The organism is Sporosarcina sp. BI001-red, from assembly GCF_003384035.1.
Lineage (GTDB): Bacteria > Bacillota > Bacilli > Bacillales_A > Planococcaceae > Sporosarcina.
The window spans coordinates 295,552-310,291 of sequence record NZ_QQAK01000010.1; the positions used below are offsets into that span (position 1 = coordinate 295,552).

Annotated in this window: 11 protein-coding genes; 4 read left to right on the top strand and 7 right to left on the bottom strand. The window is 43.2% G+C overall.

The genetic code is table 11. The annotated features are described in order from the left end of the window. Positions 1-57: 57 nt before the first annotated feature. The 3 genes from DVB69_RS06125 to DVB69_RS06135 all read left to right on the top strand — a co-directional run bounded on the left by DVB69_RS06125 (position 58) and on the right by DVB69_RS06135 (position 3,415). Positions 58-1,137 (top strand): S-layer homology domain-containing protein, encoded by a 1,080-nt coding sequence (locus DVB69_RS06125; RefSeq protein WP_116017636.1) that lies wholly within the window; start codon positions 58-60, stop codon positions 1,135-1,137. Positions 1,138-1,177: 40 nt separating this feature from the next. Beyond that, complete coding sequence (locus tag DVB69_RS06130) at positions 1,178-2,254, top strand: S-layer homology domain-containing protein (protein ID WP_116017638.1); 1,077 nt, start codon at positions 1,178-1,180, stop codon at positions 2,252-2,254. 93 nt (positions 2,255-2,347) lie between these two features. Beyond that, positions 2,348-3,415 carry an S-layer homology domain-containing protein gene (locus tag DVB69_RS06135; RefSeq protein ID WP_116017640.1) on the top strand — a complete coding sequence of 356 codons (1,068 nt, stop codon included), beginning with the start codon at positions 2,348-2,350 and terminating at the stop codon, positions 3,413-3,415. Between the two features lie 509 nt (positions 3,416-3,924). Here DVB69_RS06135 and DVB69_RS06140 read toward each other — a convergent pair. The 3 genes from DVB69_RS06140 to DVB69_RS06150 form a co-directional block, all read right to left on the bottom strand. Further along, positions 3,925-5,778 carry an LTA synthase family protein gene (locus DVB69_RS06140; RefSeq protein ID WP_116017642.1) on the bottom strand — a complete coding sequence of 618 codons (1,854 nt, stop codon included), beginning with the start codon at positions 5,776-5,778 and terminating at the stop codon, positions 3,925-3,927. A 114-nt stretch (positions 5,779-5,892) separates the two neighbouring features. Further along, on the bottom strand, positions 5,893-8,406 hold the full coding sequence (locus tag DVB69_RS06145; RefSeq protein ID WP_116017644.1) for a phosphodiester glycosidase family protein: 2,514 nt from the start codon (positions 8,404-8,406) through the stop codon (positions 5,893-5,895). A gap of 295 nt (positions 8,407-8,701) precedes the next feature. Further along, positions 8,702-9,322 carry an S-layer homology domain-containing protein gene (locus tag DVB69_RS06150; protein WP_116017646.1) on the bottom strand — a complete coding sequence of 207 codons (621 nt, stop codon included), beginning with the start codon at positions 9,320-9,322 and terminating at the stop codon, positions 8,702-8,704. 481 nt (positions 9,323-9,803) lie between these two features. Between DVB69_RS06150 and galU the strand changes: the two genes are divergently transcribed. Further along, entirely contained in the window at positions 9,804-10,688 is an 885-nt protein-coding gene (gene galU, locus DVB69_RS06155; RefSeq protein ID WP_116017648.1) for a UTP--glucose-1-phosphate uridylyltransferase GalU, read from the top strand. A 45-nt stretch (positions 10,689-10,733) separates the two neighbouring features. On the opposite strand, the gene DVB69_RS06160 is transcribed toward galU, so the two are convergent. Genes DVB69_RS06160 through DVB69_RS06175 form a run of 4 tightly spaced genes read right to left on the bottom strand, consistent with a single transcriptional unit; the run spans position 10,734 to position 14,084 of the window. Continuing rightward, positions 10,734-11,075, bottom strand: a complete 342-nt coding sequence (locus DVB69_RS06160; RefSeq protein WP_233505335.1) for an EamA family transporter — start codon at positions 11,073-11,075, stop codon at positions 10,734-10,736. Continuing rightward, positions 11,065-11,409 (bottom strand): EamA/RhaT family transporter, encoded by a 345-nt coding sequence (locus DVB69_RS06165; RefSeq protein ID WP_116017650.1) that lies wholly within the window; start codon positions 11,407-11,409, stop codon positions 11,065-11,067. Before DVB69_RS06165 ends, DVB69_RS06160 begins: the two co-directional genes overlap by 11 nt. After that, on the bottom strand, positions 11,402-13,147 hold the full coding sequence (locus tag DVB69_RS06170; protein ID WP_116017652.1) for a DUF6020 family protein: 1,746 nt from the start codon (positions 13,145-13,147) through the stop codon (positions 11,402-11,404). Before DVB69_RS06170 ends, DVB69_RS06165 begins: the two co-directional genes overlap by 8 nt. Positions 13,148-13,151: 4 nt before the next feature. Continuing rightward, positions 13,152-14,084 carry a glycosyltransferase family 2 protein gene (locus DVB69_RS06175; protein ID WP_116017654.1) on the bottom strand — a complete coding sequence of 311 codons (933 nt, stop codon included), beginning with the start codon at positions 14,082-14,084 and terminating at the stop codon, positions 13,152-13,154. Between the last annotated feature and the right edge of the window lie 656 nt (positions 14,085-14,740).

Consider the following 14,740-nt stretch of genomic DNA (forward strand, 5'->3'; position numbering starts at 1 on the left):
GATTGGAAAGGAAATGGTATACTAAATTTACCAAATACGAATATTAGGAGAGTTTAAATGAAACGTTTTTTTACAATGATTACGATGATAGCACTCATGCTAGTTCTTGCGGTACAACCAGCAGCAGCTGCGGCGAAGTTCCCGGATGTACCAACAGCAAACCGGTTCCACGATGAAATACAATTCTTAGTGGATAAACAAATTATAAGTGGCTATTCAAATGGTAGCTTCCAGCCGAAACGCAACGTGACACGGGGAGAAGCAGCTATTATGATTGGACGCACGCTTGGATTAGATGGGACAAAGCGCAATACGAAGTTCAAAGATGTACCGAAAACCAATGGAGCAAGTGGCTATATTGCTGCTGCAACCGAAAAAGGGATCATTGGCGGATATCCAGATGGATCATTCCAACCAACTAAGCAGATTTCCCGCGGAGACATGGCCATCATCCTTTCGCGCGGTTTTGAATTGCAATTGGGAAGTAAAAGAGATTTCAAAGATGTTGGGTATAACATGAAAGCATCTGAAGCTATCAATCACATGGCTGGAAATTACATTACAACAGGTTATCCAGATGGTACATTCCGTCCGAATGGTCTTGTAACCCGCGAACAATTTGCTGCATTTGTAGCACGGGGACTAAGCCCTGAGTTCAAACAGCGTACACAAAAGAAAGACGGTTATGCATACGACCTAACGAAAGTATATGTATATGGTCAATCTGACGGAGATCTTCAAGTGACTTATAAAAAGGTGAGTACTAAGTTTGTCGAAACAACGTTCACAGGTTTCCTTTGGGAGTTCAAACATTTGGGAACTGGTAAAATCACTTATTTGACACAAGATGAATCAGAAGAAGGATTAATGTTGGCTTATCCTTTGTCGAGTGGTGAATTGGAACTCGCGTATCCAATTAAGGTGAATTCAAAATGGCAACCTGGTCTCGATATGAAAGCAAGAAAGACGATTACTGGAGTCAACAAAACTGCTAAAACACCTTACAAAACATTTACGAATGCAGTCGAAGTGACGGATAATGATGGGACTAAACATTACTTCGTCAAAGGAATCGGAGAAGTGAAAGCAATCGAAAAATCGGGCAAAACCATTTCGGAATTGAAATCGGTCCAATAAAAAGTTTTCCTATATCAGTCTAATATAAGGAGGAATAGCGATGAAGAAATTTCCAACGTTTTTAGCAGCAGGAGCCCTCTCACTTGTCCTAGCAGTGCAACCTGCTGCAGCCGCTGCAAGTTTCCCGGATGTACCAAAATCCAATCGTTTTCACGATGAAGTCAACTATCTAGTGGATCAAAAAATTATTAGCGGCTATTCTAATGGAACCTTCCAGCCGAAAAAGAATGTAACCCGTGGAGAAGCGGCTATTATGATTGGACGCATGTTAAAACTGGATGGATCTAAACGTAATACGAAATTCAAAGATGTATCGAAGAGTGATGGAGCTAGTGGCTATATTGCTGCCGCAACAGACAAAGGGATCATCAGCGGCTATCCAGATGGAACATTCCGTGCAAATGAGAACATTTCGCGAGGTGATATGGCGATTATTCTAGACCGTACGTGGAGGTTAGAATTCGGAAGCATACAGAAGTTTAAAGACGTCGGAGATAATATGAAAGCTAGCGAAGCAATCTATAATATTGCAAGAGAATATATCACAACGGGATTTAGCGATGGCACGTTCCGTCCAAAGGGTACGGTCACTCGTGAACAATTTTCCGCTTTCTTAGCGAGAGGTATAAGTCCCGTCTATAGACAGCGTGTGGTAGGGAACAACGGATATTCTCATAACATGACAAAGCAATATATATTTGGCACGCTTGATGGGGATGTCCAGTCCATTTTCCAGCAAGGGATTCAAAGTGATCAAGCTCCAAATTACAACGGTTTTGCTTGGAAAAGCACCAACCTGAAGACAGGTAAAGCGGTTTATTCATTTCAGGAAGAAACTTCGTCTGCATTGATAACAGGCTATCCGTTCTCAGAATACTATACTGACTTGAAGTTTCCACTTAAAGCTGGTGTTCCATGGCTTAACGGCCAGGGTGAAGGGACAGCTAAGATCACAAACATTTCTAAAACCGTGAAAACACCTTACAAAACATTCACGAATGCGGTGGAAACGACAACTGAGATGGGTTACAAGGACTATTATGTAAAAGGTGTGGGTCTGGTTAAGATAATCGATCCTGCAGGAAAAGTAGTCCAAGAATTGAAATCTATGAAGTGATGAATTGCGTCAGCCATGTGCTGGCGCTTTTTCCATATTAAAAAGTAGAGTTTTGGTATACTAGACTTATTCATTATAAAAAGGAGTGAGTCCATGAAACGTTTAGTACCAACAATTACAATTCTATTAGTATCAATTTTGCTAGTAGCACAACCTGCTGCGGCCGCTGTCAGTTTCCCGGACGTTCCCAAATCGAACCGGTTTCATGATGAAATTCAATATCTTGTATCTAAAACGATTATTTCAGGGTATCCGAATGGCACGTTTGCCCCTAAGAAAGAAGTTACGCGTGCAGAAGCTGCGATCTTTATTGGGCGATTGCTAAATCTAGATGGGACAAAACGTGCCACTCAGTTTAAAGACGTAGGAAAGAATTTATCTGCAAGCGGGTATATTTCTTCTGCTACGAAAGAAGGTATTATTAACGGATATCCAGACGGTACCTTTAAGCCGGATGCGTTAATATCCCGTGGAGATATGGCAGCAATCGTCGATCGTACATTTGACTTGCAGTTCACGTCTCAATTTTTGTTCAGTGATGTCGGTCAGAACATGCGAGCTGCAACTTCCATCCGAAAAATTTCAGCAGCTTCGATTACAGCGGGATACCCAGACGGTACATTCAAGCCAACGGGTAATGTCTCGCGCGAACAATTTTCCGCATTCTTAGCACGCGGTCTGTCTGCAGAATTCAAGCAACGTTCAGCAATCGCAGACACGTTTGCTCATGACAAAACAAAGCAATACACATATGGAGGATCTGCAGGAGAACGCCTACTCACTTATGTGAATAGTACGCTTAAAATATCCGGGAGTAAACTAGGATTCGTTTGGCAAGAGAAGGACATGAAGACAGGGGAGAGCCAATACTTCATCGAGGATGAAAATTATCAGGGCTTCGCAACTGGACTCCTTCAATCCGATTACTATACCGAATTGCTCTATCCAATCGAAACTGGCAAGTCATGGAGCTATTATCAGGAAAAGAGTACGTACACAGCAGTGCATAAAACAGTGGCAACACCATACAAAACATTTTCGAATGCCGTGGAAGTCACAACATCTACTGGATACAAAAACTATTATGTAAAAGGCGTGGGACTCGTTAAAGTAATCGATAAAAACGGAGATACCGTGTCTGTGCTGAAAGGAATTAAGTGAGTTGATTTGTTAAGTGCACTTAAGTTCTTGAAGTGCGGGTAAACCAGTTTCATAAGTAAAAATGGTGAAAAGACATACCTCATCATTGAAAAAGGAGTTTATCATTCCGCGGTTGCTTTACGCTACAGACGGACGCTTTCCGAGGGGCTCGATTTCAGCCGCTTCCTTCGCTTTGCTCAGTAGGGTCTTCAACCTTCGCTGATCCCTCCGGAGTCGCCGTCTTTCGCTCCAAGCAACGGATATCTCTTTATGCAGAACAAGAGGGGGAGAGGTTGAACACAGACATAGAGCATATTAAATCTCTAGACTAGTTAGACGGTAGAACCAACATAATCTTTTGTATGTGATCATAAAACATGAAAAGTGCTCATAAACCTGGGAAAGTGATCATAACCCATAAATTGTGCTCATAAATCTCGTTAAGTGATCATAATCCCTAAAAAATGCTCCATAAACACAAAAAGCCGCCACCCCTTACCTAGGAGTGGCGGCTTTACGCATTCAAAACATCACTTCACAGCATCTTTTCCATACTGTTTCCCAAACAGCAAATCATACTGCAGCAACTGATACTCTTTGCTCAAGTTTTTCACATTTGCAGGCGTTTCGCGGGATAGTTTTCCATCCCCGTCAATCTTCACATCGCGTGTGAATCCAGGCATTTTTGCACCAAATTGCTCAAGCAATTCATAATACGCAGGCTTACGGATCCCTGCCATAGTAAAGACTGCAGGTCCGAGCTGATTCGGGCTCAAGTGGTCGATGTCCGGAATTGGAGCATCAAAATTATTCCACATCATCAAAGGTGTAGAACGCGTCTTCTCGAAATCACCTAAATCCCACTGACTCTCACCCAATCCACGAGGAACAAAGTCAGCAATTTTATACAAGCGATAATCTTGTCCAATAGCTGGTAAGTGATCCCCGAAAAATGCGATTACAGTTGGTTCATCTGAATCTTTAAAGTGTCCAATCAACTGCTCCAATGCTTTATCCGCATCGTAAACTCCTTGTGTATAGGAACGCAATAACACGTTATACACATCATCGATATCGTCCGGAACTGTTGTCTTCACGTCAAAATTATCGTATTTATCTTCCGCATAACCGGTATGATTTTGCATCGTTACCGCGTATATGAACATCGGATCCGCAGAAGCCTCGGTACGCTCGATGATCGTCTTCGTCACTTGTTCATCAGAAATGAACGGCCCTTTATAAATAGGGTCTTTAAACGACGCATCATCTAGGAATTCATCAAATCCAAAATGCTTGTACACATTCTCGCGATTCCAGAACCACTTCGCATATGGGTGTATGGCAAGTGTGTCATACCCGAGCCCTTTCAAATAGTTTGGCATGGCAGCGGGTTGCGTGTCCTTTACATATTGCTGATAGGGCACAGAGCCAACTGGCAAAAAGTTATTAGTAAAACCGGTTAATACTTCGAACTCGACATTACTCGTTCCGCCGCCAAATGTCGGAGACAGTAACCAGCCTGTCTGATTTTCTCGAATGAACGGCATGGGATCAGGGTCAAATTGAATTTTCTCCAACAATGTCGGGTCCCAGAATGATTCATTCATTACAAAAATGATATTCGGTTTCTTGCCATTAGGAGCCTTTTGCTGGTTAGCTTCTTTCTCCAGCTTCTTTACGATATCCTCAATGGCAGACTTGCTGTAGCCACTCGGTGCCAGCACAATCGCACTTTGCATATTAAGCATGAATGCCCCGTAAAAACCATTTTGCTGATAATTACGTTCTTGGTTAAACGTGATGTTCGTAATTTCCACTTTTTTGAGCGCTTGCTCCATATTCGGGAACGTTCGATAGAAGATGAACGCACACAAATAAGTAGCACCGAGCCCGACAAATACAATTCGTACCCACCAAGGCAATCGCATAATGGGCTTAGGACGTTTCTTCAACATGTAAACAAACAGTCCAATGAGAATTGCTAAAACAACCACAATTCCGACGAGCGCTGCACCGACATTCGCTTCCTTATAAATATTCGGCAATAAGTTAAAGACATTATTGGCTAGCAATAGATCCCATGGAAATAAATTCTCTCCTAGGAAACTGAATTTAAAATAGCTGAATACTGCGAGTAAGATAGCAATGACGTTCGTCACAAGGAAACTGATGACGAATCGATTGATGATTCCCATAACGATTAGAAAAAGGGCATATACAATAAGGACATTCAACAAATAGGTAGACGTTCGTTCCTGGCTCCACGTGAGTGCTTGTTCAAATGAGCCAAGTAAGAAGGATTCCACACCAATAATCAGGAGGAGGAACCAAATTATCGCAAACATCATGGCGATAAAAGACTTCACATCAAATTTAAATTTCATAATAGAACCTCTTCTCGTCTAGCAGACTTTCATTCCTCTATTGTAACATATTGGACGTATGCACAACTTTTGAGCAATGAAAAACCCTGCAGTGTAAGCCTGCAGTGCGATCATTCACCGAACTTTAAATTCTGTTACACTGTCTTTCACCATTGAAATGCCTTGTGCATTTTTTGCAAAGTGTGTAACAACGAGACGATAGTTTTTGCCAGACGTATACCCGGAAGCAGGTGCTTTCACGCTAACTTTACGAGCATCCGATGTTTTAGAAACAGTGACAGGTTGACGCTCTCCGAATTCGTCTTCTACGTAAACATACAGATTTGTGAAGAATTGCTCATCCATAGCTTGCGTGAATTTGACGGTGAATGTTTTATCCGCATTTTCAGTACGAGCAGATGAAGAAGGCTGGAAGGTGCGCTCTTGATAGGTTTTATCAGAATAGCGAACTTGCAGCTGATCAAAAAGTAAGAACCCTTTGTCCTTCTTCGCAGATGACTGTTCTGCAACATAGATTTTATCTAACGTTAATGGTGCTGGGGCAGAGGAAGGGATGCTAGCTGTGACGTATCTCCAGCCAGTCCAATCTTGTCCGTTTTCCTTCGTGAAGTCTACGACAACTTCCTTGCCATTAGCATCTCGCAAAGATCCTCGTAGCCAATGAGCATTTCCATCGCCATACACCCAAACACCAAGTTCTTTTGGGCTGGAGGCTAACGGAAGTCCGCCTGTCCAGTTCATGTAAGCTGCAGAAACCCCATCTTTGTTAGCTGTGTAATCATAATTTAATCGGACGGAAGCCTTGCCTTCATGTGCTTGAATGCCCTTTTCTGAAGCTAGAGTAGCAGAAGCACGAATGCCCGTTGCGCTCAATCCAGCAGTGGATTCAAATGATTCAAGGCGAATCGGTTTATCGGTAACTGTAACTTGCACTTTCTTTGTTGTCCGACCATAAGTTGCTGTGAGTGTTCCGGTTCCTTCTTTTGCTGCAGCGGTAAACGTTTTGTTATCCAGCGTTCCGATACCAGCGGATGCCGTCACGTTAATACCATCTGGATTGAAGATTACTTTATTATTTTTAGATGTTCCAGATACGTTTAACTTAATCGATTCGTTAGTGCCTAGCGTTATAACAGAAGGTGTAAAGACGATGTCGTCAATTGTGTCTGTTACAGTAACTGGGACATTCACTTTCGCATTCTCATACCCGACTGTTACCGTGCCGGATCCAGCTTTTACACCAACGAACTTATTATTTTCAATCTTACCAATGCCACTTGAAACACTAAGTAATTCTACATTTGCTTGGTTTACGGATCGCACATTCAAGTATTGGTCAAGTGCAGAGTCGACTTTGAATCCAACGGAAGCACCAATCCCAACTTGTCCTACTTGAGCTTGGCTTGCTGAAATCGTTGCTGCTTTGTCGTAAGGGGCTGTGCTGACTGCTTCAAGAATTGCGCTAACGGATCTGTCAGTCGCACCAGAAGGACGGTTCGCAAGTGTTGGGTATACATTCCCAGGTTTGCGGGTCACCATTGTTGTTGAGCCGCCACCATCCAAGTTCAACGCGTTATAAGCACCGATCGAAACTAGATATTGAGCGAATTCCTTCAAGGTCATACCTGTACTCTGACCTTTATACCCTGAATCAGCAGTGACAAAGTAAACTTGCTGACCGGTTTTATCCGTTGCAACTGCAGTTCGTGCTGTACGTTGTGTTGCTTTCCCACTATTCGGATCAATTGTCATATCAACTTTTCCGTTCTGGACGAGCAACGGACCTGATGCAAGCATGAATTTCGAATCACGCCATTCTGGATCGACATTGTAGGAAATAGAAACGGTATCGCCTTTTTTTATATTTCTGATTTTATCCACTTCCGTACCATGAGCAGAAAGGACAAAACCTTTACTATTTGCAGGGACCGTCGCGGGTGTTGCTTGTCCGAATGGGCGGATACCTGTTACAGTACCAGTCACTTTTTCACCGAGGGCAAAGCCTCCCTCTGCAGATTTCGAAGTTGAAACGACCACTTCAAGTCCTGTTGCATTTGTACGAGTGGTCTCGTATGGCCAGCTGGAAGTGAAAAGGATACTTTCGTTATCTTTACGCTCTCGGTTAAACGAATTCATGGTGACAGACTTTCCATTATGTTCAATCGTAGGGGAGAGCGTATATGTACCGATCTTTCCTTTATTGTCTGCAGTCATTCCGAAAGCTGCAGGGGTATACATGAAGTCGTTATAGTTGGTGGAAACTGCACCAATATGTTGGATTTGACCATCTTTTGTCAATAAATAACTAGGATATCCATTTTTGAAATGGAAAAGAGAAGCATTAATAGCGCCAACAACATGGTGGTTAATCTGCGTGTGTGCAGTAGCGAGCGAATTGACCGTTGCCAGTTTGTTGAATGGTGTGTTGATGCCGACATCGACAGTTGTGTAAGGCTTTGATAGATTGATGTTTAGCTGATTGAGCGTTTGTGGATTCCCATTGACGGTAATGGATTGCTTGGCATGATAGACGCCATGTGAGACATTTGCAGCTTCTGCTTGCAGCAATGTCGTGCCAAATAGTGCGATAGCCGCAACGCCAGAAAGCAGTGTGCGTTTCAAGTTCATGAAAAAACTCCCTTAACTCTTATTATAAGACCAGTATAAGGAAAAAAATATAGGAAGGATATAGGACTAACAATCTAATGATTACAATAATAGAGATAAATAGACAAAAAGAAGCCTGGAGACACAGGGGGTCTCCAGGCTTCTTTTTCGGCCTCAACAATTCTTGCTATATTCAATAAAACAGGGTTTACCTACACGTATTATCTTACCACACTTTCAAGATAACACAAACACATTCGTTCACTTTTTTTAGAACTTTTACAAGGGTGTCTTCGGCCTTATTTTTTCGGAAACATCAAGAAACTTCTTCGACTTCAGGTGGTTCAATTTTAGATAACCCTTCCGCCTTGTAAACGAAGATTGCAAATTCACCACGTGTGATCGGATCCACAGCTCCAAACTTAGTAGGAGATTTCCCTGATGTAATGCCGTTTTGAACGAGAGCGCCAACAAATGGTGCGAAACGCTGATTGACATCACTGAATGGAATTGGATTAAGTGACGTTTCCATTCCATAAGCAACAGATATTACTTTGGCCATTTCGTTCCGTGTCATCGTATCAGATGCTCCAAATTGTGTTGCTGTTTTACCTGAAATAACATCACGTGAAGCTAGCGCATTGACGGCCCATGCTCTGCTTTTAGGGACATCGGTAAATCCAGCGTCAGGCAAGTTGCTCGACTCAGAAAATCCAAGAGCGCGTGCGACCATTACGGCAGCGTCGATACGCTTTATTGAATTGGATGTCCCGAAAGTCGTGTTAGTGAGACCTTGGGCATAATTGTTGGTTATAAGATAATTGACTTCCTTTTCATAACGAGGGCTGACATCTGAAAACGCAGCGAGAGATGTGGACGCGGACATTGTAAATGCTAAGACGCCAGCGGCAAGTGTAACTATAATTTTTTTCTTCAAGTGAAGTGCCTCCTTCAGTAAGTGCTTTGTCTAAGTCTACAATGTTTTCCAGTTATGTGCAAAGGGACGAATGGTCTGTAGGTGAAAAGTCATTGCGAAGGAGGAAGTGGGGCATGACTGACTGAGGGAATAGTGGTCTCCGACAGTTGTGAGGGATTGTCCGACACTCCGGGCGTTTTCTCCTACACGGGGGCATGATTCTCCATCACAGCCGATCATTTCTCCGACACATAGCAGAGTTTCTCGATAACGGGGCACGATTCAACTAATTTCAATGGATTAATTGGGTACATATCGCTTGTTTAAGGCTTGTCTAAACCACTAACTTTTTAATATCTACAACTTAGGGTATTGAAACTTTAGTAACACACACTGTATATAGAAGAGAGTGGCGAAAAAGCAACGGAGTAGCCCGTAGATATGAGCTATATCGTTCTATGCTATACTTCAGCTATATGAAATGAGCGTTTAGGAGGTTTCCATGAAAACAGTTAAAAAAGTAATCATTCCAGCAGCGGGGCTCGGTACGCGCTTCTTGCCTGCTACAAAAGCGATGCCGAAAGAAATGCTGCCTATTGTCGACATGCCGACGATTCAATATATTGTAGAAGAAGCGATTGCTTCTGGGATTGAAGATATCATTATTGTTACAGGAAAAGGAAAGCGTGCGATTGAAGATCACTTCGACCATGCGCTTGAATTAGAGGAAAACCTCATACAGAAAGAAAAATTTGAGCTACTAGAGAAAGTTAAGGCATCAGCCGAAGTAGACATTCATTACATCCGCCAAAAAGAGCCACTTGGACTTGGTCATGCAATTTGGTGTGCAAGAAACTTTATTGGAGATGAGCCTTTTGGTGTCTTACTTGGGGACGACATCATCCGAAATGACAAGCCAGCACTTAAGCAACTGATTGAACAGTATGAAGCGACGGGTTCCAGTGTGATTGGTGTCCAAGAAGTTCCTCACAAAGATATTCATCGATATGGAGTCATTGATCCGATTACGACAGATTCACCGCTGATGAAAGTTCGTAACTTCGTCGAGAAGCCGAGTCCAGAAGAAGCACCGTCTGACTTTGCGATTGTTGGTCGATACGTGTTAACACCGGAGATTTTCAATATTCTTGATCAGAAGGAAATTGGCAAAGGTGGAGAAATCCAACTTACTGATGCGATTGAAAAGCTGAATGCAACACAAGATGTATACGGCTATGCGTTCGAAGGACGACGATTTGACGTCGGTGAGAAACTGGGTTTCATCGAAACGACAATGACATTTGCGTTGGAACGTGATGATTTGAAAGACGATGTTCTTAAACTGATAGAACGGTTACTGGCTGCTTACAAAACGGAAGCAAAATAAAAAGCATCGGCGAGAAGAGGAAAGTTCTCTTCTGCCGATGCTTTTTCAAATGACAAGACAAACCGCGCCGATAATAATCAATCCGATCCCGACCAATTTTCGCTTCGTAATTGGTTCTTCTAAAAGAAAATACGAGAGTACAAATGTCCAAATGTACGTGATCGAAGTGAGTGGAAACACGACGGTGTATGGCAAATATCGGAGGACAATAATATTCAGGATCGCACCTGAGCCGTAGCTCAATAATCCGACAATGAGCCATTTCACGAGTACGGGTAAATCCTTTTTTAAATCAGTATCTGATGCGAGTTTCAGAAAGTATCCTCCGAACGCACCACACCATGTCATGACGAGCAGCATGAGTATTAATAGAAGATTAATGCCCATCACCCCCGATTAACCAGACGCCCGCAAGGATTAGAACAGTTCCAATCACAAGGGTAAGGCTGATGGGTTCATCTAAAAAGCCTACGCCATAGACAAGTGCGATGACGTACCCGATTGTCAGCAGGGGATGTAACACCGATAGCCGACCAAAGCGGAAGGCGACGGTCATGAGAATCGCACCCATTCCATAGAATACGAATCCAAGCCATAAATGCCAGTCGAATAACCCTCCACCTGCAGCAAGTTTCCAGAAAAATTGACCGGTCGCCGTACTAAATGCCGCTGCCACCATGAGGAGTATTCCGATTGGAGATGTCGAGCGCGTTTCAGTCATCTTCCGCCACCTCCAATGACATAGGGTGGAACTTCACAAAACTAATGAGTAGTAGAGGCAACATGATCATTGAATTCGCTAGCAGATAGCGGAAATCCTGAGCAGGTATGCCGACGAAGACCGCTCCTGTATTTAAAGCAACGGGTAGAAGCAATAACCATGCGCGCCATCCGTTCCGCAAATATGCAATGTATGTGAACAGTAAGGCGAGCGCTGTGTAAAATGCAGGTCTCCATAAGAATGGAATCGATTCGTCTGCATCTTTCAAGTAATTGAAAGCATTCATTTTACGGTCTTCATTCAACACAGGATTCACAAGTCCGAACTCATTGTTTCGGGAAATGTGAGTTGTATATTTACTCGTATAGCCATCTTCCGGTTCATTGATTTGCCAGATGAGCGATGTTTGTTTGAAAAGCGCTCCTGCAGCAATATCCGGATTCTGTTTCACGAGTTGTAAATAAGTCCGTGCGTAACGACCCCAGTCATTGTAAATCGTAAAGCGATCATAGTCCCCCCAAGAAAACTTAATGGAATCGACGCTATACGGATTGTATTTTTCATACCACTTTTCAATCGGGAAAATACGATTCACGTAATCACGCTGTTTCTCCGTCATGTCACCATCTTCCGTTACAATCGCCGCAATTTGCTGCGTCGGTAAAGCTAGCATTTCTTGCGGGTCGGAAGGATAGACATTGAGTGTAGTATACACAGGATGCACAACAATCTGATAGATCAATATCATCGCCGCAGCAACTGGGAACAGCTTCACCCAGTAAGGGCGATACATAATCAGTACAAATGCTGTGACGATCAAAAATACTGGGAATCCGTTATGACGGAAAAACATCACCATGAATCCGGTCAATGCATATCCGACAATGAACGGCCAGCTCATCAGCACGCGTCCAGCAGATCGGACAATCATGAACATGAGCAACGTGAATAATAACAACGCGGCACTATAGGCTACGTCTTTCCATAATGTAATGGAAGATATCGCGTGAACTGGACTGAGTGCAAACAAAATTAGCGTAATCCAGATGAAAGGTTTAGGAACCCGTGCTTGGTCAAGCGACCAGCCGGCAATACCAGTCCCAGTTCCAATCAAGACGATTTGAAAAATCGCAACGATTGCAGGAGACTTCCAGATTGAAAGTAAAACACTTAATAACATCGTATGCACAACGGGGTGCCAATCTGTGTAGTGATGCGTCAGTGCCTGATCCCATTGAGCTAGTGAATCGAGCGTCATTGCCCCTGGATAGAATGCAACTAAGAAATACGTTGAAACTAGTAAAGATGGAAGGGCATATAACGCGATCTTCCAGCGCGAGACACGAGACTCAAATGGTTTTAATGTGACGGATAAACACCAATAAATTACCGCTGTAATAATTGCTAACACAGCCAAGACAACCCCGAGCCAAACCGCCAGAATCACAACGATATGATTATCGGTTAAGAAAGGTTGCTCTCCCCGGATACTCGCTGCGATGAATAACGGAAAAAGCGTACCGAAAATGTAATAACTAATTTGCTTTCCTTTAGGGAGTTCACGTAACATCGGCCAAAATCTCAGAGCGAAATAGATAAAAGCCCCCATGACGACTGCGAGAAGTAGTACAATCCAAATCGCAACGTTTCGAATCGGCATGAAAAAGAACAGTATTGATCCGCTTAAATAGAGACTTAGAGCAGAAATGATCATCCAGCGAAGAATGTTCTTCGGCATAGGATCACCCTCTCTCTGAGCGTTCGCTAATTCGATTCAATTGCAACTCGTAATTTTTCCGATGCGTTCCAGCAACCGTATCCAAAATGAGACCGCAAGCTAACGACAGCATTGACAGTAGGACGAAGCCGACTGCAAGGATCGCAGACGGTACTTTATTAATGAAGCTTGTTTGGACGTATTCCATTATGACAGGTGCTCCAACGGCTAGACCGAGCACCAGGAAAAGTGCCGCCCACACAGAGAAGAACAGCATCGGCTTGTAATCTTTGAATAGCGTAAAGATCATCTTCAGCACTTTGATGCCGTCTGAAACCGTATTCAATTTTGACTCACTGCCTTCAGGGCGATCTCGATAATCGATCGGTACTTCTTTGATCAAAAACCGATTGTCGAGTGCATGTATGGACATCTCTGTCTCAATTTCAAATCCAGGGCTCGTAACGGGCATAGATTTTACAAACAGTCGATCGAATCCACGGTAGCCTGTCATGATGTCCGTGATGTTGCTTTTATATAGCTTATTAATGAGGCCTTTGACAAGATTGTTACCGAATCCGTGGAATTGACGTTTATTTTCATCAAAATAAGTACCATTCGATAAACGGTCGCCAATAACGAGGTTAGCTTCACCTTTTTGAACAGGAGCTAGAATTTCATGCACGAATTCTGCGGGATATGTATCGTCTCCGTCCACCATGACATAATAGTCAGCTTCAATGTCACGGAACATCGAACGAACGACATTTCCTTTTCCTTGGCGAGGTTCAAACCGAACGATGGCACCGTGTTCGCGTGCGACTTCTGATGTTCTATCGGAAGAATTATTATCGTATACATAGATTTTCGCATTGGGCAGTTCTCGTTTGAAGTCATCGATCACGTTGCCAATGGTCAGTTCTTCGTTGTAGCAGGGTACAAGTATTGCGATTTCCATATAGTATCTCCTTTTCGTGATTAAGCCTAGTGTGCATTTTACCATGAACGGTGTTGTTTATACAGTTAAGGTGGTTGGTGATGAGTATGCGATGTTGATTTACGTTCCAGGCGGACGCTTTCCGAGGGGCTTGATTTCAGCCTCCTCGTTCGCATCGCTCTCTGCGGGGTCTTCAATCTGCGCTGATCCCTCCGGAGTCGCCGCCTTACACTCCAATCAACGGGGTTGTCATGGCTTTGATTAAGAGTCTGTTTAGATAGTGTTGATTTGCGCTGCAGCCGGACGCGGGCCTACAGGATGTAGGTCATGCAACCGTTGCGGCAGGACGCCGCGTACTTAGGTTGTTTCCATTTGGATTCCGCAGGAGTCGCCGGCTTCCGCTTCAATCAACGGTGTTGTCATGGCTTTGGGGATGGAAGGTCTATTAAGGGCTATTATTCATATACCCACTTTGAATAAATACAAAAAAGACCAGTACCCACTGTAAAAAGTTGGAAAAACGATGCTGTAATAGAGTTAGGATAGGTTTTCTAAAAAGAGCTTACATTAAACCGTCATCAGTTTGATATTAAGTGAAGTTCAGCGTCTTCCAATGTTTTGAGTTTAGAGTTAGAACCTTGTATACTTTGACTATTGAACTAGGTATAGAGGACGGT